General features: G+C 67.5%; 22 protein-coding genes. 16 read left to right on the top strand and 6 right to left on the bottom strand.

The genetic code is table 11. The annotated features are described in order from the left end of the window. Nucleotides 1-8: 8 nt before the first annotated feature. Nucleotides 9-887, bottom strand: coding sequence for a sterol desaturase family protein (locus HLA98_RS14150; RefSeq protein ID WP_232015514.1), 879 nt, complete (start codon nucleotides 885-887; stop codon nucleotides 9-11). 185 nt (nucleotides 888-1,072) lie between these two features. Between HLA98_RS14150 and HLA98_RS14145 the strand changes: the two genes are divergently transcribed. The 7 genes from HLA98_RS14145 (at nucleotide 1,073) to HLA98_RS14115 (ending at nucleotide 9,831) form a co-directional block, all read left to right on the top strand. Beyond that, entirely contained in the window at nucleotides 1,073-1,978 is a 906-nt protein-coding gene (locus HLA98_RS14145) for a LysR family transcriptional regulator (RefSeq protein ID WP_057501454.1), read from the top strand. 92 nt (nucleotides 1,979-2,070) lie between these two features. Next, complete coding sequence (locus tag HLA98_RS14140; protein WP_054171976.1) at nucleotides 2,071-2,721, top strand: DsbA family oxidoreductase; 651 nt, start codon at nucleotides 2,071-2,073, stop codon at nucleotides 2,719-2,721. Between the two features lie 35 nt (nucleotides 2,722-2,756). Beyond that, a complete protein-coding gene (locus tag HLA98_RS14135; protein WP_057501425.1) occupies nucleotides 2,757-3,764 on the top strand; it encodes a cyclase family protein in 1,008 nt (335 codons plus the stop codon). A gap of 218 nt (nucleotides 3,765-3,982) precedes the next feature. Then, nucleotides 3,983-4,597 (top strand): translesion DNA synthesis-associated protein ImuA, encoded by a 615-nt coding sequence (gene imuA, locus HLA98_RS14130; RefSeq protein WP_057501426.1) that lies wholly within the window; start codon nucleotides 3,983-3,985, stop codon nucleotides 4,595-4,597. 9 nt (nucleotides 4,598-4,606) lie between these two features. Then, the gene (locus HLA98_RS14125; RefSeq protein WP_057501427.1) at nucleotides 4,607-6,016 is read left to right on the top strand and encodes a Y-family DNA polymerase; all 1,410 of its coding nucleotides are present in this window, start codon (nucleotides 4,607-4,609) and stop codon (nucleotides 6,014-6,016) included. 6 nt (nucleotides 6,017-6,022) lie between these two features. After that, complete coding sequence (locus HLA98_RS14120; RefSeq protein ID WP_049449251.1) at nucleotides 6,023-9,133, top strand: error-prone DNA polymerase; 3,111 nt, start codon at nucleotides 6,023-6,025, stop codon at nucleotides 9,131-9,133. A 191-nt stretch (nucleotides 9,134-9,324) separates the two neighbouring features. After that, nucleotides 9,325-9,831: a hypothetical protein gene (locus tag HLA98_RS14115; protein ID WP_057501428.1), complete on the top strand. Its 507-nt coding sequence runs from the start codon at nucleotides 9,325-9,327 to the stop codon at nucleotides 9,829-9,831. 118 nt (nucleotides 9,832-9,949) lie between these two features. Here the strand turns inward: HLA98_RS14115 and ptsJ are convergent, their stop codons facing one another. Beyond that, nucleotides 9,950-11,236 (bottom strand): MocR-like B6 salvage transcription factor PtsJ, encoded by a 1,287-nt coding sequence (gene ptsJ, locus HLA98_RS14110; protein ID WP_057501429.1) that lies wholly within the window; start codon nucleotides 11,234-11,236, stop codon nucleotides 9,950-9,952. Nucleotides 11,237-11,312: 76 nt separating this feature from the next. On the opposite strand from ptsJ, the gene HLA98_RS14105 reads away from it, so the two are divergent. The 9 genes from HLA98_RS14105 (at nucleotide 11,313) to HLA98_RS14065 (ending at nucleotide 19,195) form a co-directional block, all read left to right on the top strand. Continuing rightward, nucleotides 11,313-12,086 carry a YggS family pyridoxal phosphate-dependent enzyme gene (locus HLA98_RS14105; RefSeq protein ID WP_057501430.1) on the top strand — a complete coding sequence of 258 codons (774 nt, stop codon included), beginning with the start codon at nucleotides 11,313-11,315 and terminating at the stop codon, nucleotides 12,084-12,086. Further along, the gene (locus HLA98_RS14100) at nucleotides 12,083-12,784 is read left to right on the top strand and encodes a glutamine amidotransferase (protein ID WP_049449258.1); all 702 of its coding nucleotides are present in this window, start codon (nucleotides 12,083-12,085) and stop codon (nucleotides 12,782-12,784) included. The genes HLA98_RS14105 and HLA98_RS14100 overlap by 4 nt, the downstream gene beginning before the upstream one ends. Then, nucleotides 12,781-13,005 (top strand): hypothetical protein, encoded by a 225-nt coding sequence (locus HLA98_RS14095; protein ID WP_049449260.1) that lies wholly within the window; start codon nucleotides 12,781-12,783, stop codon nucleotides 13,003-13,005. Before HLA98_RS14100 ends, HLA98_RS14095 begins: the two co-directional genes overlap by 4 nt. A 97-nt stretch (nucleotides 13,006-13,102) precedes the next feature. Continuing rightward, the gene (locus HLA98_RS14090) at nucleotides 13,103-13,609 is read left to right on the top strand and encodes a hypothetical protein (RefSeq protein ID WP_057501431.1); all 507 of its coding nucleotides are present in this window, start codon (nucleotides 13,103-13,105) and stop codon (nucleotides 13,607-13,609) included. A 124-nt stretch (nucleotides 13,610-13,733) separates the two neighbouring features. Then, the gene (locus HLA98_RS14085; RefSeq protein ID WP_057501432.1) at nucleotides 13,734-14,243 is read left to right on the top strand and encodes an RNA polymerase sigma factor; all 510 of its coding nucleotides are present in this window, start codon (nucleotides 13,734-13,736) and stop codon (nucleotides 14,241-14,243) included. Continuing rightward, nucleotides 14,240-15,166, top strand: a complete 927-nt coding sequence (locus HLA98_RS14080; protein ID WP_057501433.1) for a FecR family protein — start codon at nucleotides 14,240-14,242, stop codon at nucleotides 15,164-15,166. The genes HLA98_RS14085 and HLA98_RS14080 overlap by 4 nt, the downstream gene beginning before the upstream one ends. A gap of 64 nt (nucleotides 15,167-15,230) precedes the next feature. Then, nucleotides 15,231-17,702, top strand: coding sequence for a TonB-dependent receptor (locus tag HLA98_RS14075; protein WP_057501434.1), 2,472 nt, complete (start codon nucleotides 15,231-15,233; stop codon nucleotides 17,700-17,702). A gap of 40 nt (nucleotides 17,703-17,742) precedes the next feature. Then, complete coding sequence (locus tag HLA98_RS14070) at nucleotides 17,743-18,489, top strand: ChaN family lipoprotein (RefSeq protein WP_057501435.1); 747 nt, start codon at nucleotides 17,743-17,745, stop codon at nucleotides 18,487-18,489. Then, nucleotides 18,482-19,195, top strand: a complete 714-nt coding sequence (locus tag HLA98_RS14065) for an energy transducer TonB family protein (protein WP_057501436.1) — start codon at nucleotides 18,482-18,484, stop codon at nucleotides 19,193-19,195. Before HLA98_RS14070 ends, HLA98_RS14065 begins: the two co-directional genes overlap by 8 nt. Here HLA98_RS14065 and HLA98_RS14060 read toward each other — a convergent pair. The 4 genes from HLA98_RS14060 to adiC form a co-directional block, all read right to left on the bottom strand. After that, nucleotides 19,192-19,626 carry a RidA family protein gene (locus HLA98_RS14060; protein WP_049449270.1) on the bottom strand — a complete coding sequence of 145 codons (435 nt, stop codon included), beginning with the start codon at nucleotides 19,624-19,626 and terminating at the stop codon, nucleotides 19,192-19,194. The genes HLA98_RS14065 and HLA98_RS14060 overlap by 4 nt on opposite strands. A gap of 185 nt (nucleotides 19,627-19,811) precedes the next feature. Then, complete coding sequence (locus tag HLA98_RS14055; protein WP_057501437.1) at nucleotides 19,812-20,714, bottom strand: cation diffusion facilitator family transporter; 903 nt, start codon at nucleotides 20,712-20,714, stop codon at nucleotides 19,812-19,814. Between the two features lie 29 nt (nucleotides 20,715-20,743). Beyond that, complete coding sequence (locus HLA98_RS14050) at nucleotides 20,744-23,032, bottom strand: Orn/Lys/Arg family decarboxylase (RefSeq protein WP_057501438.1); 2,289 nt, start codon at nucleotides 23,030-23,032, stop codon at nucleotides 20,744-20,746. Nucleotides 23,033-23,052: 20 nt separating this feature from the next. Beyond that, on the bottom strand, nucleotides 23,053-24,405 hold the full coding sequence (adiC, locus tag HLA98_RS14045) for an arginine/agmatine antiporter (protein ID WP_049449277.1): 1,353 nt from the start codon (nucleotides 24,403-24,405) through the stop codon (nucleotides 23,053-23,055). Nucleotides 24,406-24,476: the final 71 nt, after the last annotated feature.

The following is a 24,476-nucleotide window of genomic DNA, read 5'->3' as shown; positions in this document are numbered from 1 at the left end:
ACGGCCCATCATCCGCGCCTGCGCAGACCTTCCGGCAGCTCCGGCACCTCGCCATGCGGCAGTTCGCGGAACGGCGCCAGCAGCTGCCCCGGATAGTCGCGCGGATAGTCCGGTTGGCTGCCGATGCCGAGGTCGCGCTGCTGCAATCGATAACCTGGCGCGTCGAAGGCGGTCCCCAGCAGGTGATCCCAGACGGCCAGGAACAGGCCGAAGTTGACGTCGCCAGCGGTGCCGTAACGCATGTGATGGAAGCGGTGCAGCGGCGCCCAGGCCATCACCCGGCCCAGCAGGCCGGGACGCATGTCCACGTTGGAGTGCTGCAGCAGCAGCTGGATGGCAATGGCGAAGGCCAGCACCGCAGCGACCGGCATCGGCAGGCCCAACAGCAGCAGCGGCAGTACGCCGCCCACCGCTTCGGCCGCCTGGTGCAGCGGGTGTTTCATCAGGCCGTTGAAGCCGTACATGCGGGTGACGCTGTGATGCACGGCATGCAGGCGCCATAGCCAGCCGATGCGATGGCTGGCGTAGTGCACCAGGGTGATGCCGAGATCAGCGCAGACGATGGCCAGCAGCACCTGCAGCGCGAATGGCCACTGCAGCGGCCAGGCCTGCCACGGAATGATTGCCGCCAGCAGCGGCACCGCCGTGATCGACAGCAGGTTCAGGCTTTCATTGACCAGTGCATGCAGGGTGTCACGCAGGCTGTCGCCGTGGTCGTGGTTGAACGCGGGATCGTACGGCCAGGCCCGCTCGGCGACGAACGAGACCGCGATGGCGGCCGCCAGCAAGGCCAGCAGCCACAACGGATCACCGTGACAGTGGCCGACCCAGACGACGGCAGTGGCAACGAAACCCAGCAGGAACAGTGGGGCATACAGGCGGAGCATCCAGTGCTTCATGGGCAACCCGGAAAGTGAGGGGCCTGCATGCTGGCGTGGCATGCGGGTTGGCGGCTTGAACAAACGGCGCAAGCGCGTGCCGCGGGTGGATGCCGAGCTTGGTCGGCGTCGTGTTCCTGTATCCACGCACGGCGCGGCTCTACAATGGCGCCCTCATCGCGCCCGGGGCCGGCATGGATTCCTTCAACCTGATGCGTGCCTTCCGCCGCATCGTCGAACGCGGTGGGCTGGCCCGTGCCGCCGAAGACCTCGGCATGTCGCCGGCCGGCCTGAGCAAGCAGTTGCGCACGCTGGAAGCGCATCTGGGCGTGGTACTGCTGCAGCGGACCACGCGGCGCATGAGCCTGACCGAAACCGGCCACGCCTATTACCGCGAATGCTGCCGCCTGCTCGACGAACTGGAGGCGCTGGAACGCGGCATCGCCGAACAGCGCGGCGACGTGGCCGGGCGCCTGCGCGTGAACGCGCCGCAGTCGTTCGCGCTGAGTACGTTGTCGCCGTTGCTGCCACGCTTCCTGCAGCAGCATCCGCAGCTGTCACTGGACCTGGTGATGGAAGACCGCCTGCTCGACGCGGTCGGCGAAGGTTTCGATGTGTCGCTGCGGCTGCGTGCCGAGCTGGATGATTCACGCCTGGTGGCACGCCGGCTGGCCTCGCTGCAGCAGGTGCTGTGCGCGGCCCCGTCCTACCTGCGGCAGCATCCGGCACCGCAGGCGGTGAACGATCTGCAGGCGCACAGCGTGCTGGCCTACAGCCTGTCCGACTCGCCCGGCAGCTGGCCGCTGCTCGGCCCCGATGGCCAGGTAACGATCACCCTGCCGGCGCGTGTCACCGTCAACAACAGCCTGCTGCTGCGCGACCTGCTGGTGGCCGGCATGGGCATCGGTGCCCTGCCCTCGTTCCTGGCGGCACCGGCGCTGGCCCGTGGCGAACTGCAGCAGGTGCTGCCCGACCACCGCTATCCGCCGCGCTTCGTGCATGCGGTCTATCCCACGTCGCGCCACCTGCAGCCCAAGGTACGCGCCTTCATCGATTTCCTGCACGCCGAGCTGCCCGGCTGCGCCGGCCTGGATTCGTAACCGCCAGCGAAAACTGAGCTGCCCCCGGCGTGCTGTTTCGGCCACGCCGCGCTGCCTAATCTGCCGCCTCCCCTCTCACCAATGGCAGGCAGATGTCTTCCGTTCCTTCCCCCGCCACCGCCGCGCCGGTGGTCGATTTCTTCCACGACGTGGTCTGTGGCTGGTGCTTCGTTCTGGCCCCGCGCCTGCAGCAGGTCTCGGCCGAACTCGGCATCCAGGTGCGCCACCGCAGCTTCGTGCTGCAGGACTCGCGCGCGCAGATGGTCGAGGTGTTCGGCTCGATGGAGCGCGCCAAGGCGATCATCCTGCGCCACTGGACCGACTGCGCCGCGCATGAAGACACCGCGCGCATCGATATCGAAGGCATGCGCGCACAGGACTTCGAGTATCCGTCCGGCTGGCTCGGCGCACTGGCCTGCCAGGCCGCCGGCATGCTCGGTGGCAACGACGCCCATGGCGCGATGTTCGATGCCGTGCAGTGGGCGCACCTGCACCAGCACCGCAACATCGGCGATGCCGAAGTCCTGCTGGATATCGCCGAATCGCTGGGTCATCCACGTGGCGCCTTCGCTGACCACATGCGCAGCGACGCAGTACGCCAGCGCGTGCAGGCCGATCGTGCCGAAGCCGCTGCCCTCGGCATCCGTTCCATACCCACCGTGATCGGCGGCAACGGCCTGCGCCTGCAGACCCTGCCGCTGCCACACCTGCGCCAGGCCCTGGCGCACCTGGTCGCGGCCTGAGCCGCACCGCCCCCCACCCTGCAAGGAGATTCCCCATGACCCCACGTACCCTGGCCACCGCGCTGGCCCTGCTGCTGGCCGGCACCACCGCTTCCACCACCGTGTCCGCGCACGAGCGCGTTCCCTCCGGCCAGCAGGTCGGCACCAGCCCCTGGGGGCCGAAGGACGAGATCGGCCGCCTCAACCTGATCACCGAGGCCTCGCGTGCGGCGATCCTGTCGCGGGTCAGCGGCGGCAAGGCCTATGACCTGGCCACCGACTACTACGTCGGCATGCCCAGCTGGCAGGATGCCGGCGACCCGCACTACCAGTTCTGGATGACCCACACCCCGCGCGGCACGGTGATGGATGATCCGATGGGCGTGGGTGAAACCATGAACCTCACCCGCAGCTACACCGGCACCGCGTTCTCGATGTACAGCCATACCGGCACCCACATCGATGCGCTGAACCACTTCGGCATCCACGGAAAGATCTGGAACGGCTTCGAGGCCGACAAGCATCTTGGCGACCGTGGCTGGAATGTCACCGGCATCGAGAAGTTCCCGCCGCTGATCGCGCGTGGCGTGCTGATCGACGTGGCCGCCGCCAAGGGCGTGGACATGCTGCCGGACAGCTACCGCGTCACCCGCCAGGACCTGAAGGATGCGCTGGCACGCCAGAAGGTGAAACTGCAGCAGGGCGACGTGGTGCTGATCCGCACCGGCCGCATGCGCCTGTTCGAACAGCCCAAGGCCTACATGGCCAACCCGCCGGGCATGGGTCTGGACGCGGCACGCTTCCTGGTCGAGGACAGCGGCGCGATGATCGTCGGTGCCGACAACCTCAGCTTCGAGACCTTCCCCTCGGAGGTGTCCGACGACTACGTGCCGCTGCACACCTACCTGCTGGCCCAGCAGGGCGCGCCGATCATCGAGCTGGTGGCGCTGGACGAACTGGCCCGCGACAAGGTCTACGAGTTCGCCTTCATCGGCGGCCCACTGAAGATCCGCGGTGGCGATGCCGCGCCGCTGCGTCCGGTGGCGCTGCCAGTCCGCCCGTAACCGGGCCTGTGGGTGCCGACCCTGGTCGGCATTCCCTACCCCTTTCAGCAACCTGAAACCGGACCCTCCGATTTCATTAGTAATTCTACTCACAAGGCGAGTAGCATGTCCGGTCTCAGCCCCTGATACCGGCCTGTCGATACTCGCGCCATGCCCGCCGTTTCCGCCCGTTCCTGCCGCTTCCAGCCCACCCGGCGCCTCCTCTGGAGGACCGGCTGATGGGTGCGGTCGTCGCCCTCGACCGGCTGCTGGACGGGCGCCAACTGTGGCGCGGCCCGGCCCGCCAGGGGCCGGCCAGCGACCACTTGGCCAGCGGCCACCCGGCACTGGACGCACGACTGCCCGGCGGTGGCTGGCCCACCAGCGGGCTATGCGAGGTACTGCAGGCGGCGCCCGGCGTCGGTGAGCTGGCGCTGGTCTGGCCAGCGCTGGCCAGGCTGAGCCAGCGCGACCGCCCGATCGTGCTGGTCGCCCCCCCCTATCGCCCGCATGCCCCGGCCTGGGCCGCGGCCGGGCTGGATCTGGCCCAGCTGCAGATCATCCACGCTGCGCCGAAGCAGGCGCTGTGGGCCGCCGAACAATGCCTGCGCTCTGCCGCCTGCGCGGCGGTGCTGTGCTGGCCGCACCAGGCCGACGATCGCGCCCTGCGCCGGCTGCAGGTCGCCGCCGACAGCGGCCAGTGCCTGGGCTTCGTGTTCCGCGAGGCGCAGGCAGCGCGCAACCCCTCCCCGGCCAGCCTGCGCCTGCAGCTCGACCACGGCCAGGTGCGGGTGCTGAAGTGCCGAGGCGGCCTGCCGCCGGCGCAGCCGTTGCCGCTGGCCATCGCCCACTGAGGTCGCGCCATGCACTGGGCCTGCCTGTTGTTGCCGCAGCTGGCGCTGGACAGCGTGCTGCGCCTGCAGCCGGATCCGCAGCGGCCACTGGTGCTGCTGCAGGGGCCGGCACAGCGTCGCGTACTACGTGCGGTCAGCCCGTCGGCACGCGCAGCGGGGCTGCGTCCGGGCATGCTGCTGTCGGCTGCGCAGGTGCTGGTGCAGGACATGCACCTGCACGATTACGATCCCAATGCCGAACAGCACACCCGGCAGCTGCTGGCCAGCTGGGCCTACGCCTACAGCTCGCAGGTCAGCCTCGATTTTCCGCATGCACTGGTGCTGGAGATCGGCGCCAGCCGCGCCCTGTTCGGTGACTGGCTGACGATCCAGCAGCGGCTGCGCAACGAACTGCACGAACTCGGCTTCCGTCACCGTCTGGTGGCCGCACCGACCCCACAGGCCGCGCGCGTGCTGGCCAACGTCCACGACGGCCTCGGCATCGATGCACAGCAACTGCCAGCGGCACTGGCGCAGCTACCCTTGCCGCGCTGCGGCCTGCCCAGCGACGCGGTGACCGTGCTCGGCCGTTCCGGCCTGCGCACGCTGGGTGCGGTGCTCGAGCTGCCGCGTGACAGCCTGGCCCGGCGCTTCGCACCGGAGGTACTGCAGCAGCTGGATGCACTGCGCGGCCTGCCCACCGCGCCGCTGCGCTACTACCAGCCACCGGACCGTTTCGATGCGCGCATCGAATTCGAATACGAGATCGAATCCAGCCAGGCCCTGCTGTTCCCGCTGCGCCGCCTGCTGCTGGACCTGGCCGCCTTCCTGTGTTCGCGCGATGGCGGCGTGCAGCGCTTCGACCTGCATTTCGAGCACGACCTGCTGCCGGCCAGCGTGCTGACCATCGGCCTGCTGGCCCCCGAACGCGATCCTGCGCTGCTGTTCGAGATCGCACGCAACCGCATGGAAGCGTTCGCCCTGCCGGCCGGCAGCCGCGCACTGCGCCTGCAGGCCGAGCAGCTGCCACCATTCGTGCCCGCCGCGCGCGACCTGTTCGATACCCGGCCGGCGCAGGCGATGCCCTGGAACCAGCTGCGCGAGCGCCTGCGTGCGCGGCTGGGTGATGACGCCGTGCAGCCGCTGGCGGTGCAGGCCGACCATCGCCCCGAACGCGCCAGTGGCACCCAGTCACCGGCCAAGCCCCCGTCGTACTGGCCACTGCGCCCCGGCTGGTTGCTGGATGCGCCGCAACCGCTGCGTGATCCGAGGCTGCGCATCGTCACCGGACCGGAGCGGATCGAATCGGGCTGGTGGGACCAGGCCGACGCGCGCCGCGACTACTACGTGGTGGAAACCGCGCATGGCCAGCGCGGCTGGGCTTTCCGTGACCGCAACGATCCACATGCGCCGTGGATGCTGCACGGCTGGTTCGGCTGAGCCGCCATGCACAGCGAACTGCCCGGCTACGCCGAACTGCACTGCCTGTCGGCCTTCAGCTTCCAGCGCGGTGCTTCGATCGCCGAAGAACTGTTCGCACGCGCCGCCGGCCAAGGCTATCGCGCGTTGGCGATCACCGACGAATGCTCGCTGGCCGGCATCGTGCGTGCCTGGCAGGCGGCGAAGACGCATGGCGTGGCGCTGATCGTCGGCGCCGAATTCCAGGTCGAGGACGGACCCAAGCTGGCCCTGCTGTGCACCGACCAGGCCGCCTATGCAGGGCTCTGCCAGTTGATCACCACCTGCCGGCGGCGCGCGGCCAAGGGCGAGTACCGCTGCCTGCGCGAGGACCTGCTCGGCCTGCCCGACGGCCTGCTGTGCCTATGGCTGGACCGGCAACCGGCGGCCACCGATCTGGAACTGCTGCGCGCCGGCTTCGGCGATCGCCTGTGGCTGGCGGTGGAACTGCACCACGAACACGACGACGCACGCCGCCTGCAGCAGCTGCAGGCCTTCGGCGAACGTCACCGCCTGACGCTGGTCGCCAGTGGCGATGTGCACATGCACGTGCGACGCCGCCGCGCCCTGCAGGACACGCTGACCGCGATCCGCCATCGTTGCAGCGTGGCCGAAGCCGGCTGGCGCCTGTTTCCCAATGGCGAGCGCCACCTGCGCCCGCGCACCGCGCTGGCCCAGCTGTATCCCGCCGAACTGCTGGCCGAGACCCTGCGCATCGCCGAACGCTGCCACTTCACGCTGGAGCAGCTGCAGTACACCTATCCGCGCGAGCTGGTGCCCGAAGGCCACGACCCGGACAGCTGGCTGCGCGTGCTGGTCGAGCGTGGCATCCCGTGGCGCTGGAAAGGCGGCATCGAACCGGCGCAACGCAAACAGATCGAGCACGAACTGGCGTTGATCAGGCAGAAGAACTACGCCTCCTACTTCCTCACCGTGCAGGACATCGTGCGCTTCGCGCGCAGCCAGGACATCCTCTGCCAGGGCCGCGGCTCGGCGGCCAACTCCGCGGTGTGCTTCGTGCTGGGCGTAACCGAGATCGACCCGGCACGCAGCAACCTGCTGTTCGAGCGCTTCATCTCCGCTGAGCGCGATGAACCACCGGATATCGACATCGATTTCGAGCACGAGCGCCGCGAAGAAGTACTGCAGTACGTGTTCAAGCGCTACGGCCGCGAACGCGCCGCACTGACCGCGGTGGCGATCAGCTACCGTGGCCGCAGCGCGATCCGCGACGTGGCCCGTGCGCTCGGCCTGCCGATGGACCAGGTCAACGAACTGGGCGCGGCAATGGATCATTGGGGCGGCAACATCCCACTGCCGGAAACCCTCCGCGAGCGCGGTTTCGATCCGGACACACCCTTGATGCGGCGGCTGCTGGCATTGACCGCCGAGCTGATCGACTTCCCACGCCACCTGTCTCAGCATCCGGGCGGTTTCGTCATCTCCGAGCATCCGCTATCGACCCTGGTGCCGGTAGAAAACGCGGCGATGGCCGACCGCACCGTCATCCAGTGGGACAAGGACGATCTGGATGCCACCGGCCTGATGAAGGTCGACTGCCTGGCGCTGGGCATGCTCACCGCCATCCGCAAGTGCCTGGCGATGCTGAAACAGCATGGCCTGCATGAAGGACGCATGGATGCGATCCCCGATGAAGACGGCCCGACCTACGACATGATCTGCGCCGCCGACACCATCGGCGTGTTCCAGATCGAGTCGCGCGCGCAGATGGCGATGCTGCCACGCATGCAGCCACGCGAGTTCTATGACCTGGTGATCGAGGTGGCGATCGTGCGACCCGGCCCGATCCAGGGTGACATGGTCCATCCCTACCTTGAGCGGCGGCGGATCCTGCGCGAACAGGGACCGGACGCGTTGAACGACCCGGACAATCCGCTCTACCCACCACAGCTGGAACGCGTGTTCGCACGCACGCTGGGCGTGCCGCTGTTCCAGGAACAGGTGATGCAGCTGGCAGTGGAAGCAGCTGGTTATGAACCCGGCGAAGCCGATGCATTGCGCCGCTCGATGGCCGCCTGGAAGCGTCGTGGCGGCTTGGAACCGCATCGCGAAAAGCTGCTGACGGGCATGTTGAAAAACGGCTTCAGCCTGGAATACGGCGAGCACCTGTTCGAGCAGATCAAGGGGTTCGGTGATTACGGTTTCCCGGAAAGCCACGCGGCCAGCTTCGCCCTGCTCACCTATGCCAGCTGCTGGCTGAAGTGCCATCACCCGGCCGCGTTCACTGCCAGCCTGATCAACAGCCAGCCACTGGGTTTCTACAGCCCCGACCAGCTGCTGCAGGATGCGCGCCGGCATGGCATCACGGTGTTGCCGGTGGACGTGCGCCACAGCGGCTGGGACTGCTCGTTGGATTTCAGCAAGGGCCCGGCGGCGATCCGGCTCGGCCTGCGCCTGGTCGAAGGCTGCAATGAAGCAGCCGTGCAGGCCATCATGCGCGAACGTGCGCGGCGCCCGTTCGATGATGTGGGCGACCTGTGCCAGCGCACCGCCCTGGATCGCCGCCAGCAGGGCCTGCTGGCCGATGCAGGTGCGCTGCGTGGGCTCAGTGGCCATCGCCATCGTGCACGCTGGGATATCTCCGGCGTGGAGAACCGGCTGCCGCTGTTCGACCAGGCCCGCGCCACCGCCGAAGCCCGCGTGCCATTGCCGCTGCCCAGCGCATGGGAGGACATGCAGGCCGATTACCGCAGCACCGGCACCACCCTTGGCCGCCACCCGATCTCGTTCCTGCGTGCGCAGCTGCGCAGCCGTGGCTGTCTGGATGCCGCACAGCTGGTGGACCACGGTCATGGCCGTCGCGTGCGTATCGCCGGCCTGGTACGCATGCGCCAGCGCCCGCAGACCGCCAGCGGCGTCACCTTCCTCACGCTCGAAGATGAGACTGGCATGGTCAACGCCGTGGTCTGGCGGCACCTGGCCGATCGCCAGCACCGGGTGCTGGTCGATACCCAGCTGATGCAGATCGATGGCCGCCTGGAACGCGTCGATGGTGTGCAGCATGTCATCGTGCAGCGCATGCACTGCCTGGATGAGCTGCTGCAGGGACTGCGCAGCCACAGCCGCGATTTCCACTGACGCCGGGAATAACCGCGTAACGGCCACTGGGTGATGTCGACCAGGTGGAGGTAGAGTCGACTGTCAGTCGACTTGCGCGCGTCAGCGCGGGAATTTCCGTGATCTGATCGAACAGCAGTCGACTGACAGTCGACTCTACCCATCCCCTTTTGCATCCGCTATCGTCGGCACATCCAAGGAAGGACGACGCCATGCCCCGCGCACTGCTGCTGACCACGCTGGTGGTCTCCACTCTCGCCCTGCTGGTTTCCGGCTGGACCGCCTGGAGCCTGCATCGCAGCCAATCGCCACAGCGCATCATCGAAGCACGCGGGCTGGTCATCCACGATGCAAGCGGCCGGCCCCGGGTGATCCTCGGCGCACCGGTTCCCGATCCACTCAGCCAGGGCCGCACCCAAGGGCCGCGTGCCACCGCCCTGTCAGGCCTGATCCTGCTCGGCCCCGATGGTTCCGAACGCGGCGGTTACGGCACCAGCGACCGCGGCGGCGAAGCCCTGTTGACTCTGTACGATGCCACCGGCACCACCGAAGTGTTCAAGGTGGTGGCCAACCCGGATCGCGGCGCCAGCCTGATGGTCAAGCACCAGAACAACACCGGCGCCATGCTCACCTCCTGGCAGGGCAAGCCGGAACTGATGTTCGTCGATGACAGCGGTCAGTCCTATTACGTGCGCCCCGGTGCCAACGCCGCGCCCTGATCTGCTTTTGTAGAGCCTTTACACGCACGGCAGTCGAGCATGGCTCGACTCTACATGACCGGCAGCCGAGCATGGCTCGGCTCTACAAAGGCGAAGCAAAGTCGAGCATGGCGCGACGCTACAGACCGCACACCGCCGCCAGGTCATCCGCCAGCTGCCGCAGCTGCGCTGCCCCCAGTGCCGCACAGGTGATGCGCAGGCCATGCCCCGGCGCTGTCACCGCGAAGACTTCGCCCGCCCGCACATGCCATCCGCGCGAAGCCAGTGCCAGCACCTGCGGATGGCTGTCGGTTTGCAACGGCAGCCACAGGTTCAATCCTTCCATCGGCTGCGGCGTCGGCATGCCACGCGCGCGCAGCAGCTCCTGCAGCGACCGCAGTCGCTGCTGGTAACGCTCACCTGCCGAGGCGATCTTCGCCCGCTGCGTTGACGACGCCAGCACCGAGGTTGCCGCGTCCTGCAGCAGGTGACTGACCCAGCCGATGCCGGACGCCAATCGCAGCCGCAGCCGCATCGCGGTTTCTTCATCGCAGGCCAGCCAGGCCAGCCGCAGGTCCGGGCCGAGAGGTTTGGACAACGAGCGCAGCAGCGCCCAGCGCCGGCCATCCAGCGGCAGCACCGAGTGATAGGCCTGCTGCGAGAGCAGCGCGTAATGATCATCGATCAGCACCGCCACCTGCGGGTACGCCGCCAGCAACTGGCGCAACGCCCGCGCCCGTTTCGCATCCAGGCTGGCGCCGGTCGGGTTGTGCGCGCGCGGCGTCAGCAGCACCGCGCGTGCACCGGCCTCCAGTGCCTGCCGCAGCGAATCGACCTGCATGCCATGCGCGTCCACCGCCACTGGCAACGGCGCATGACCCACGGCATTGAGCACGTTGAGGCTGCCGAGGAAGCACGGATCCTCCACCGCGATGCGATCCCCCGGCAGCAGCCACGCCGCCAGCAAGCGTTCAATGCCATCGACCGCCCCATGGGTCAGCTCCAGCGCATAGCCCTCAGGGCAGTCCGCATCCAGCGAGGCGCGCGCCAGCGCCTGCAACCTCGGGTCGACCGTACCCACGCCATACAGCCGTGGTGCGGCCGGAGCCAGGCGCAGGTTCGGCAGCAGGCGCGGATCCGGGTTGCCACCGGCCAGGTCCTGCAGGGCCAGCCCGGGCGTACTGCCCTCGCGCGCCAGCGTCGGCGGCAGGCCACGCACCACCGTACCGCGGCGACCCGCCGTGCTGGCCAGGCCCGCCGCATCCAGGCGCTTGTAGGCCGCAGCCACGGTGTTGCGGTTCACTCCCAGCTGCTCGGCCAGTTCACGCACCGGCGGCAGCACGCTGCCAGCCGGCAAGCGGCCCTTGCCAATGCCATCACGGATGCTGTCGAAGATCGACTCGGCACTGTGCCCGGTGATTTTCATTTTGTCCTATGCCAAAATATATCTTGTCCTGTGCCAGTGTATCCCACCCTGGCCGCCCTGCATTGGAGGTGCCCGCATGCCCCTTGCCGCTGCCGACTGGCCCGTCGCCCAGTCCGTTGAACAGATCGCCGCCAACCTGATCACGGTGCGTCAACGCATCGCCGATGCCTGCGCCCGCGTCGGCCGGGATCCGGCCAGCGTGCGCCTGCTGCCGGTCAGCAAGACCGTCGACGACGCCCGCATCCGCATGGCGGTGGCCGCTGGCTGCCACGAACTCGGCGAGAACAAGGTGCAGGAAGCACAACGCAAGGCCGAGACAATGGCCGACCTGGGCGTGCACTGGTCGGTGATCGGCCATCTGCAGACCAACAAGGCGCGCTACGTGGCGCGCTTTGCCAGCGAGTTCCAGGCCTTGGACAGCCTGCGCGTAGCCGAGGCCCTGCAGCAGCGCCTGCAGCTGGAAGACCGCACGCTGGATGTGTTCGTGCAGGTCAACACGTCCGCCGAACCCAGCAAGTACGGTCTGGAACCCGATGCTGTCGAGGCCTTCGTGCAGCAGCTGCCGGCCTTTGATCGCCTGCACGTGCGCGGCCTGATGACCCTGGCCATCTTCACCCCCGAGGTCGAGCGCGTGCGTGCCTGCTTTGTGCGCCTGCGCGAACTGCGCGACCAGCTGCAACGCACCGCCCCGCCCGGCCTGGACCTGTCGCAGTTGTCGATGGGCATGTCCGGTGATTTCGAAGTGGCCATCGAGGAAGGTGCCACCGTGGTCCGCGTCGGCCAGGCCATCTTTGGTGCACGTGCCACCCCCGACAGCCTCTACTGGCCTAGCAGTGGAGGCCCGGCATGAAGCACGCGGTCGTCCTGCAACATGTGGCTTTCGAAGACCTCGGCACCCTGCAACCGTTGCTGCTGGCGCAGGGCTGGCAGCTGCAGGTGCTGCAGGCTGGTGTAGACGCACTCGATCCGGCCGAAGCGGCTGACCTGCTGGTGGTGCTGGGCGGCCCCATCAGCGTCAATGACACAGAGATCTATCCCTTCGTCAATGACAGCATCACCCTGCTGCAGCGCCGCCTGCGGCAGCAGCGGTCGACTCTCGGCATCTGCCTGGGTGCACAGTTGATGGCACGAGCACTCGGTGCCAGCGTTGCTCCTAGTGGCGGCAAGGAAATCGGCTTTGCGCCACTGCTGCTGACCGATGAAGGCCAGCGTTCACCGCTGCAGTGCCTGCAGGGCATTCCGGTACTGCATTGGCATGGTGAGGCGTTCGAACTTCCGGCCGGTGCACGCCGCCTGGCCAGCACGCCGGCCTGCCGTCACCAGGCGTTCGCCATCGGCCACCACGCACTGGCCCTGCAATGCCATCCGGAACTGGACGCCCGCCAGTTCGAGCGCTGGCTGATCGGCCACACGCTGGAGCTGACCCAGGCCGGCATCGATCCCACCGACCTGCGCGCGCAGGCACGTCGCTATGGCGCACCGCTGGCTGCGGCCGCCACCGCGATGTTCGACCATTGGCTGCAGGATCTACCGGAGACACCGCGATGAATTACCGACTGCAGATCCACCGCGATGGCGCACATTGGGGCCACTTCGACTGCAGCGGCCCCGATGCCCTGCGACGCATGGACGCCATCGCCGCACAGCTGCCTGCCGATCAGGGCTTCCAGCTGAAACGGCAGAAAGGTGTCGGCGAAGAGCGCATCCTGTCCAGCACTGCCGATGGCCTGCGCGTACTGGCTTCGCAGATCCAGTACCGCGACATCTGACACGACGATGGTAGTGCCGGCCGCTGGCCGGCACCCGGATCTTCCGGCCAGCGGCCGGCACTACCGCGGCTGCTCGCCCGCGTGCGAAGCTCCACGCATGCTGACCCTGCAACGCGGCAACCACCACGGACTGCTCATCGCCCCGCGCTGGCCCTCCACCCGCATCCAACTGGAAGAAGAGGTACTGCAACGCCTGCTCGACGCGCAGGCGATGCTGCCTGCCGCGCTGCGCCTGCTGCTCACCCGTGGCTTCGAACCCCGCCACAGCCGTCTCGGTGGCTTCCGCCGCGCGGTACGACGGCTCGGCATCGCAGCATTCCGCACCTGCTACCCGCAACGCCGCGATGAGATCGATGCCATCTTCGGTGCCAACGGCCACGACATCGATGGCCGTCATGTCGATGTCTCACTGATACTGCACGGCAAGCGGCTGCGGCTGCTGCCCCTGGGTGTGTTCACCCCACTGCGCTGGCAGGATCGTCGCGTTGCCCGTCATTCCGAAGCCGTCGCGCAGGTGAAGCGCAGCCTGCAGCAGTGCGGCTTCGAGCTGCATCACAACGCCACCGAAGCCCTGCAGATCCACTGCGACTATCGTCCGCGCTGACGCGGCGGTGGCCCCCGCGCACTGCGCACCGCATCAAAGATGCAAATGATTCTCTTTTGCTGTAAGGTGCAGCCGCTGCCCTTGCCGCCGCGGGCTGTTCCCTTTCCCAGTTGTCGCCCGCCCCGTGTCCACGCCTGTCGAACCGACGGATGTCGCGCAGCTGTGCGCGGCCCATTACCGGCCGCTGCACGCCCATGTCCGCCGCAAACTCCCGCAACGCAGCGACGCCGATGACGTCGTCCAGGAAACCTGGCTGCGTGTCGTCAAAGTCGCCGCCAGTGGCCTGCTGAGCAATGGCCGCGCCTATCTGTACCGCGTTGCCCACAACCTGATCGCGGACCACTTCCGACAACGTCAGCGCCGTCGTGAGGAAGCGCTGGATGAGGCGCAGCTGCACTCCGTCGTCGATCCTGCACCGCTGCCGGAGCAGCGCCTGCTCGACGCCGAACAGCTGCGCCACCTCGACGCGATCATCGCCGCGCTGCCACCGCGCTCGCGCCAGGTGTTCCTGCTGGCGCGTGTGGAACAGATGGCCCTGGCCGAGATCGGGCGCCAGCTCGGCATCAGCCGACAGACCGCGCACGGCCATCTGCTGCGCGCCCTCGTCGCCCTGCAGCAGGTGCCCGGCGCATGAGCCAGGACGCGATCGCGCGCGAAGCCGCACGCTGGTGGCTGGATGGACACGATGGCGTCCGCGACGAGAACGCGTTCGACCAGTGGTGCCAGGCCGATCCGCGCCATGTTGCGCAGTACCAGCATCTGCAGCAGCTGTGGCAGGCCGGTGCCACCTTGCCCAGTCTGCATCGGCAACAGCAACGGCGGCAGCGGCGGCGCCTGGGCGAGACCGGCATTGCGGTACTGCTGCTGTGCGCGCTCGGCCTGTACAGCCGCACCGCCGCGCCACCTGCCCCGCAGGTACTGCGCACTGCCGCAGGCGAGATCCGTGACGAAGCCCTGCCAGACGGTTCGCACGTCCTGCTGTCACCGGGCAGCGAAGTGCATGTGCGCGTCGATGCACAGCGCCGCCAGTTGCAGCTGCAGCGGGGGCAAGCCTGGTTCAGGGTCGCCGCCGATGCCGACCGGCCATTCCAGGTACACACTCCACAGGGCACGGTCACTGCGCTGGGAACCGCGTTTGATCTGGCCGTGCAGGGCGACAACAGCGTGGTCACGGTCACCGAGCACAGCGTCCGTGTAGAAAGCGGTACCGCCAGCGTGCAGGCCAGTGAGGGGCAGCAGATACGCTTCAACGGACAAGCGACTGCTGCAGCACATCCGGCAGACGACAGCACCCTGGCCTGGCGCGAACGGCGCCTGCATTGGGTTTCGGCGCCGCTTGCCGACGTCACCCAGGGGCTGGACCGTTGGCATGGCGGACATACCTGGATCGTCGGTGCACGGCTTCGCCAACGGCCGGTCACCCTACTGGGCAATGCAGATGGTGCCGCCAGCAACCGCGACCAGCTCGCCGCGCAGCTGCATGTGCGTGTGCTGCGTATCGGCGCGGGCATGCAGGTGTGGTTGCCGCCGCGCGAGGAGCAGCGCGATGCACCCTGACATTGGGCCCACCACCGCGTCTACCCAGGATGACGACGCTCTGCGTCAGCCCCTGGAGCCCCCGATGCTGTGTCCCCGCCCTCTTGTCCTCGCCCTGTCGCTGGCCTGCGCCAGCACCATCCCACTGCTGCCAAACAGCGCCCACGCGCAGGCCGCCACTCGAAGCTACGATCTGCCCGCCCAGCCACTGGCCGCCGCGCTGGACGCCTACAGCCGGCTGACCGGTGTCGATCTGGTGATCAGCGCGGCGCTGCCTGCCGGTCATTCGGCGCCGGCTCTGCGCGGTGACTTCGACGATGCGCAGGCCCTGACGCGCCTGCTGGCGGGCAGCGGTCTGCGCCCGCGCTTCGTGGATGCGCGTCGTGCCGCCCTGGAACCGGCGCCGGCCGAACGCGCCGATGGCAGCCGCCGCACCGGTCCGCTGCGGGTACAGGGCACTACCGCGCACGGCCAGGCACCGGGTGCCGGCGCCAGCCAATATGTACCGGCCACCCGCGATGGCTTTGCGCCCTCGGTCGGCAGTGAGCGCGTGGCGATGGCCGAACGCCAGGAAGGCAACAGCCTGCTGCGCTCGATGCCCGGCACCCACAGCTTCCATTCGCGCAGCCAGCCGGGCCTGCAGGTCAACATCCGCGGCATGACCGGTGCCGGCCGGGTCAACACCATGATCGATGGTGTCACCCAGACCTTCCGTAACAATGCCGGGCATGGCTCAGGCGGCCCGTTCACCTATGTCGACCCCTTCCTGCTGGCCGGCGTGGACGTGCAGCGCGGTGCGGTTGCCGGCGGCGATGGCGCCGGCACGCTGGCCGGCAGTGCCAATTTCCGCACGCTGGATATCGACGACCTGCTCGGTGAGGGGCGCGACTGGGGCCTGCGCGCGGGCTACCGCCATGGCAACAACGGCTACGGAAGTGGCCGCACCTTCGCCGGTGCCTTGCGCCACAGTGAAGAGGGTGGCGATCGCCAGTTCGGCCTGCTGGCCGCTGCCAGCAGCAGCCGCAGCAGCGAGTACGCCACCGCACGTGGGCAGAAGAACACCACCGACCCGGGCAGCCAGCAACCCAGCAGCTGGCTGTTGAAAGCGCGCCTGCAGCCCAGTGACCAGCATCGGCTGGACCTGAGCCACATGCATTACGAAAACCACTTCTACCACAACTACCCGTGGCAGATTTCCGCGCGCAACCAACGCGCCAGCTACCGCTACACGCCCTATTCGCCGTGGATCGACCTGCGCGCGACTTTTGCCAGCAACAAGACCCGGCTGTTCTATCCGCCGGTGGAGGATTCCAGCTACATCGGCCGCCGCACCCATAGCAGCCTGAGCAGCTGGACCGTGGACAACACCAGCCGCTTCGACATCGGGGCACTGCAGGCGCGCTGGAACACCGGCATCAAGCACCAATCGGACATCTATGTGGCCGACACCCCCGTCCTGCGCGGTGCCAACCCGCAGGGCCGCAGCCAGCTGGACAGCGTGTTCAGCACGCTGGAACTGCAGTACGACATCTACGCGCTGACCGCCGGCCTGCGCCAGGACCGTTTCGGCATCCGTGGCCACGTTCCGGTGTGCTCGGATGTCCCCGGCCAGTGCGCCGAAATCAACGGCGGCGGCATCGACCTGCGCCGCACACAGCGCGCACTCAGCCCCAGCCTGGCGGTATCGTGGCAGGCTACTGGCTGGCTGCAGCTGTTCGCCGACGTCTCGCGCACCTCCCGCCCACCGCGTGTGCAGGAGATGTTCTTCGAAAAGATCCCACTGGAAGGCATGAGCGATGCCGATGGCGTTGGCGCCAATCCGTTCCTGCGCCGCGAGCGCTCGCGCAACCTGCAGTTCGGCGCCAACCTCAGCACCTCCTCGCTGCTGACCGACGGTGATCTGGCGCAGCTGCGCGTCACCCGCTTCGACAACCGCATCCGCGACTACATCAAGCCGCAGTACCTGCTGATCGTGCACCCCCCGGAGGTGGAGCCTTTGGTGGTACCGATCGACAGCGATCCGCAGCTCACCGCCTGGACCGATGCGCTGGACGTGGAGGACTTCAGCACCACCACGCTCTGGATGAACCACCCGGGCGTGGTGCGCATGCGCGGAATCGAGCTGGAAGCGCACTACGCCAGCGAGCGATACCACGCCACGCTGAGCTGGACCCACTCGCGTACCAGTGCGCCCGCCATCGAATTCGTCAACCTGGAAGACATCACCGCCCTGCCCGACCGCTACTGGACGCTGGACGTGGGCGGCCGCTGGTGGCAGCAGCGTGTGCAGGCCGGCCTGCGCGCCGAGTACTCGGGGCCGACCGAGGAAGGCTACGACTTCTTCCAGACCCGCAAGACCGGCGGCACCGGCGTGCTGCTGGACTTCTACGCCAGCTTCAAGCCCCAGGCCAACACCACGCTGTGGCTGAACATCGAAAACCTGCAGAACAAAGCCTATGACAACAATGCCTCGATCGACAGCATCTTCAGCCCGATCCTGGACCGCGGCAACGGCCGTGGCCGTACCGTCTCGATGGGCGTCAACGTGGCGTTCTAGCCGCCCCTGGCTGCCGCTGTGCCTGCTCGCGCTGGCCGCAATGGCCAGCGCGCAGCCGATGCCTGGCACGGTGATCGACCTGGCCAACGGCCAGCGCCTGGACGAAGCCGCATTCGTGACGCGTGCGGCGGACGCCCAGCAGCTGCTGCTGGGTGAACGCCATGACCTCGCCGGAGACCATGCCGCCCAGCGCTGGCTGCTGCAGGCCTTGCAGCGGCGGCGTCCGCAGGGTTCACTGGTGCTGGAAATGATCGCCAGCGAGCGCCAGCCACGCCTGCAGCGGGTGCAGCGCTGGCTGGCAAAGGGCAACCGGGCCGAAGATGCACGCCTGCAGGAGCTGCTGGACTGGGATGCGCGCTGGCCGTGGGCCGCGTATGGCGGGCTGGTCAAGGATGCTGCCGATGCAGGCACGCCGTTGTTCGGCGGCAACCTGTCGCGTGCCGAGGTCAACCTGCTGCTCGCCTCCACTGAGGACGTGCAGTTCCCGCTGGCCGATGCCCGCCAGCGCCTGTCGGCGGTGGTGCTGGCCCAGCATGCAGACGCGGCACCGATGCTGGATGGGATGCTGGCCGTGCAGCAGGGCCGCGACGCACGCATGGCGCAGGTACTGGTCGATGCGCCCGCGCCAGCGCTGCTGGTGGCGGGCCGGTGGCACGTCCTGCGCGGTACCGGGGTACCGGGGTACCTGTCACCGGGTACGCCTGCGCTGGTGATCGCACTGGCCTCGCCGGGTGAAACCGTCGATGCGATTGATGCCGACCTGCTGTGGGTGCTGGCCGATGAGTGAACGCGGCCAACACTGGCAGGCGATTGCCATCACCATCGGCCTGCATCTGCTGCCCTTGCTGCTGATGTTGCGTTGGGTCGCGACGCCGCCCATGCTCCCGCCACCGGAACAGGACGTGCGCATCAGCCTGCGCCTGCTGGCACCGGCCACGCCCCCGCAGCCCGTGGAGGAGCGCCAGGCCGATACCCCCAGCCAGGCGCAGCACGCACGTGCGTCGCAACCGACAAAGTCGCCCCCGCCGCCGAAGCCCACCGCCGCGCACGAGGACGAGTTGGCCGCCAGCGAAACAAGCGGGACGGGTCGAAAGCCGCTACCGGTCGCCCCGCCTGCGGCCGCGACCGATGCCAGTCCCGCACCGGCATCGATCACGGCCGCGCCGCCCGCTCCAGACGCACCACCGGCAGACTTCCAGGCCGGCGCCGCCAGCGACCAGTGGGAAGCCCGCCTGATGGCGCGGCTGGAGCGCTATCGCTATTACCCCGCCGCCGCGCGCTCGCGCCGGCAACAAGGCACCGCCTGGGTCAGGGCCAGCATCGACCGCGACGGCCGCCTGCTGGCGCTGCGGCTGGAGCAGTCCAGTGGCCAGCCGATGCTGGATGACGCAGCGCTGCAGACCTTCCGTCGCGCGCAGCCGCTGCCGCGCATTCCGGATGAACTGAAGGCACCACAGGAACTGGTGGTGCCAGTGGAGTACTACCTGCGCTAGGCGGCATAGGCCTCCGCCTCGATCTCGAACAACATGCCGTCCAGCGCCAGCCGCGGCACCGGGATCAGCGTGCAGGTGGGCGCCGCGCGGTCAGGCCAGCGCCGCCGCACCTGATGGGCGATGATGCCCAGCCGGTCCTCGTCGTGGTCGACCACCAGGATACGCAGCCGTACCACGTCGGCCAGGCTTGCCTGCGCCGAGCGCAGCGCGGTCTGCAGGTTGTCCAGTGCCTGCCCGACCTGTTCTTCGAAGCTGGGTGAGAGACGGCCCTGGGCATCTTCACCGCCCTGCCCGGCGATATGGATCACCCGCGCCGGCAACCGCACCACGGCCACGTGTGAGTACCCGTTGGCGGAAGGGTCGTAGAGGCCGGGAGGATTGAACAGCTCCAGCAGGCCATGACTGAGGTCCGGGGTGGTCAGCAGGTTCATGCCGCATGTCTCGTGGGCGATGCGAAGCAGTCTGCGACCTCAACCAGAGTTGAGGTCAAACCGATCCGCTGCAACAGTCCGGTCCGCCATGCGCAACGATCGTGCCCACGTGTAGAGCCGAGCCCATGCTCGGCTGCTCAGCGCGAATGGCAGCCGAGCATGGGCTCGGCTCTACCGTTCCCCGCTCACGTCCACGCCGGGTCTGCGGTGAAATCGATGGTCAGCCAGAACGTGCTGCCGCGCGCATCCAGCCGCACCGCGATCTCGTCGCGCATCGCATCGACTTCGCCCACTGAACCCAACGGCATGGCCGGGTCGGCCAGCACGTGGATCTCGATGAAGCGCATCCGCCCCATCTTCGCCACATGGCTGGTGAAACCGGCATAGCCGCGCTCGGCCACGAACGCCTGCATCACCTGCTGCACGCGCCGGTCCAGATCGTCCGGGGCCACCTGCAGCACTTCGCGCATGGCCTTCCATGCACTGCGCGCTGGTACCGGCAGTACCGCCAGGCTGATCAACGCCAGCACGATCGAATCCAGGTACGGCACCCAGTGGTGCCACTCACCACCGTGCAGGACCAGCGCCAGCACGAAGGCCAGCACCACCGCCAGGCTCATCAACCCACCCAGCAGCCAGCCTCGCACATCCAGCCACAACAGAGCGGAACGCAGGTGTCGCGCACGCTGTGCGACGAATGCGGCCATCGCCAGGTTGCTGGCACTCAGCAGTGCCGCCCACCACAGCGCGGGCCCGAATTTCACCTCGTGCCCGCCCGTGGTCAAACCAATCACCGCGTTGGCCAGCGCATACACGCAGGCCAGCGACAGGATCACCCCACCGAGTGCCTCGACCATCGGCTCCAGGTGCCAGTAGCCGTACTGGAAGCGCGGGCTTTGTTCCCGCGCCACCAGCCGCAGCACCGACAACGACACCAGGGTCAGGGCGACGTCGACCAGGCTGTACACGCCGTCGAACAGGATGGCCTGCGATCCCACCAGCAGGCCACCGCCGAAGCCGACCGCGCTCACCGCCAGGGTGACCCCGATCGAGAACTTCAGGATGCGTTGCTCGCGCGCGGTATCCATCGCTCTCCGAAGGAGCCGACCGTCGCCGGTCAGGCCTTCAGAACCTCCACCTTGTACGACACCGCATCACCCTCCTGCTCGATGATGAGCCCGTGCACGTCCGACTCGAACCCCGGGAAACGGGCGTTCTGCTCGCGGGCGATACGCAGCGACTGGATGATCGGCTCGTCGCTGTCGCCGAAACGTTCGCCGGGCATGATGGTCGGAATGCCCGGCGGGTACGGCACCAGCATGGTCGCGGCGATGCGGCCGCTGATCTGCTCGATGTCGACCCGCTCGATCTCGCCCTTCACCAGGTGGTTGTAGGCATCGGCCGGGGTCATCATCGGCGTCGGCAGATCCACGTACATCTCGCGCATCACCTTGGCCACCGCGAATTCCTGGTTGAACGCATGCAGCGCGTCGCACAGGTCACGCAGGCCCCAGCCGGCGTAGGCATTCGGATAATCGGCGGCCAGCGTCGGCAGTGCCTGGCTCAGCGGCGCATTGCGGTCGTACAACTCCTTGAACGCCATCAGTTCGGTGACCAGGGTGCTCCACTTGCCCTTGGTGATGCCCATCGAGAACAGGAACAGCACCGAGTACAGGTTGGTCTTCTCCACGGTGATGCCGCGGCCCCACAGGAACTTGCTCAGCACCGCTGCCGGGATGCCCAGCTTGCCCATGCTGCCGTCCATCGCCAGACCCGGGGTCAGCAGGGTCACCTTGATCGGGTCGATCAGCACATAGTCGTCGACCAGATTCTCGAAGCCATGCCAGTGGGCGTCCGGCTGCAGGTACCATTCTTCGCGCTTGGCCACCAGCGGCGCCGGCGTATCGCCCTTGTCCAGACTGCGCTCGAGCCTGGTCGGCTGCCATACGCTGAACCACCAGTCGTCGCGCCCCAGGTCATCGCGGACGTGCAGCATCGCGCGGCGGAAGGCGATGGCTTCGTCGTGCATTTCCTGCACCAGCGAGCGGCCGGCGTCGCCTTCCATCATCTTCGAGGCCACGTCACAGGCCGCGATCACCCCGTAATGCGGGCTGGTCGAGGTATGCATCATGAACGACTCATTGAAACGCTCCGCGTCCAGGTTGCGCTGTGCCGAGTTGCGCACGTGGATCATCGACGCCTGCGAGAACGCCGCCAGCAGCTTGTGGGTGGAATGCGTGGTGAAGATGATCGCATCCTGCTCACGCGGCTTGCCCTTGGCCATGCCGTAGTGGTTCTCGTAGAACGGATGGAACGCCGCGTAGGCGTACCACGCCTCGTCGAAGTGCAGGAAGTCGACCGCACTGCCGATCTCGTCAGCAATCTTCTCGGCGTTGTAGCACAGGCCGTCGTAGGTCGAATTGGTCACCACCGCGATGCGCGGCTTGGAACCGGCCTTGTAGGCCTGGCTGGCCAGCGGATTGGCGGCGATGCGCTGCTGCAGCGACTCCGGTGTGAACTGGTCCAGGCTGATCGGGCCGATGATGCCGTGCGCGTTGCGGCTGGGAGTGAAGTACACCGGCACCGCACCGGTCATGATCAGCGCATGCAGCAGCGACTTGTGGCAGTTGCGGTCGACAAACACCACGTCGCCGCGGGCCACCGTGCCGTGCCAGACGATCTTGTTGGCGGTGGAGGTGCCGTTGGTGACGAAGAAGGTATGGTCGGCGCCGAAGTTGCGTGCCGCCTCTTCCTCGGCGTCCTTGATCGGGCCGGTGTGGTCAAGCAGCGAACCCAGCTCCGGCACCGAGATCGACAGATCGCTGCGCAGGGTGTTCTCACCGTAGAACTGGTGGAATGCACGTCCGACCGGTGACTTGGTGAACGCCACGCCGCCGGCATGGCCCGGCGTATGCCAGGAATAGTTCGACTCGGCCGCATGATGGATCAGCGCCTTGAAGAACGGCGGCAGCAGATTCTTCATGTAGTCTTCGGCCGCGCGCATCACCTGCCGCGAGATGAAGCTCTTGGTGTCTTCGAACAGGAAGATGAAGCCGTGGATGTACTTGAGCAGCTTGCTCGGCACCTTTTCGATGGTGCGGCGCTCGCCGTACAGGAACACCGGCAGGTTGGCGCGGCGCGCGCTCTGCTCGCGCAGGAAGGCGGTCAGGCGCTGGAACTCGCCATCCACCTCTTCGCTGCCATCGATCGAGATCAGCACCGCCGAGGCCGCCACGTAGGTGCGGGCACCGGCGCGGGCATCGTCCAGGTTCAGGCCGCACAGCACGCGCTGGTCGTTGCTGCGCAGCTCTTCCACCAGGGCGCGGATCAGGATGCCGCCGATGCGCGGCGACTCGTAGTCGTTGTCGATGACAATGACCGGATAGTCCAGGGACTTGAAGTACACGTTGATTCTCCTTGTCGAACTCAGGAACGCTGGGCGCCGGCGCTGATCGCCGATGCCTCGCGGGCGCGCTGCCGCTGCTGGCGGCGCTCCTCGCTGAAGAAGGGATAGAACACGGTGATGAACAGCACGAACAGGAAGGCGTACTGCACGATGGTTCCCGACGAGCCGTAGATCGCCCACAGGCAGTACACAACGGTCAGGCTGGTCAGGGTCCAGAACGCACCGGTGTGGACCAGGGTGTGCGAGCGCTCGACCACAAAGTAGCAGGCCACGCACGAGTAGATGTAAGGCAGCAGGGTCAGCACCACGGCAGCCGACGTGATCACGTCGAACTGTGCCGACGCGGTTTCCGACGTGGAAGTGACCAGCACCGCCAGGGTCATCAGCACCGCAACGATCAGCACGCCCTTGACCGGCACGTCGTCCTTGTTGGTCTTGCTGAAGATGCTCGGGAACAGGCCGTCATCGGAGGCCGCCTTGGCACTCTGTGCGGTCAGCAGGATCCAGCCGCCCAGCGAACCGGCAGCACCGATGAAGGCACACAGACTGACCAGCGCACCGCCCCAGCCACCCACGGCCTTGGCCGCGGCCAGCGCGAACGGCGCATCGGACACCTGCAGCTCCGAGTTCGGCACCATGCCCATGATCACCGAGGAACTGGCGATGTACGCGACGGCGGCCAGGAACACACCGGCCAGGGTGGCGCGGGCCACGTTCTTTTCCGGGTTCTCGACCACGCCAGCGGTCACCGAAGCCGACTCGACACCAATGAAAGCCCACAGGGTGAGGGCTGCAGCACTGGAGATCGCGCCGAAGTTCGACTCACCGGACACGTTGTAGGCACCCTTGAAGATGTCGGCATCGAAGAAGAACCAGCCAAAGATGGCGATGCCAAGGATCGGCACCAGCGCAAAGCTGGTGGTGACCGTCTGCACGCGGCTGACGAAGGCCGGGCCGATCATGTTGGCGAAGCTCAGCGCCCACACCAGGATCAGCACCGCGATGCAGCGCACCAGCGGCTCGGACAGGATCGGGAAGAAGTAGCTGAAATAGCCGACCGCCGCGATCGGGATGGCGACGTTGCCGATCCAGTTGGCGAACCAGTAGATGGTATTGGTCTGGAAGCCCATATACGGCCCGAACCAGTCACGCGCGTAGGCATAGGGACCGCCGGCCTTGGGCGCCAGCTTGCCCAGCTTGGCGAACACGAAGGCCAGCAAAAGCGCGCCGGCGGTGGTGATCAGCCAGCCCCAGATCGAGGCGGTACCGATCTTGGCCAGGCTGGAGGGCAACAGGAACACGCCTGAGCCCATCATGTTGCCGGCGACGAGGAAGGTGGCTCCGACCACCCCGATTTTCTTTGCTTCTGCCATGACAATCTCCTGTACAGGCATGAGCCCGGTGCAGCCGGGCGTGGGGACGGGTTACGCTGGCGTACGACCGC

Origin of the sequence: Stenotrophomonas africana, from assembly GCF_013004645.1 — a bacterium.
GTDB classification, from domain to species: domain Bacteria; phylum Pseudomonadota; class Gammaproteobacteria; order Xanthomonadales; family Xanthomonadaceae; genus Stenotrophomonas; species Stenotrophomonas africana.
This window is presented reverse-complemented; position numbering and strand designations above follow the sequence as displayed.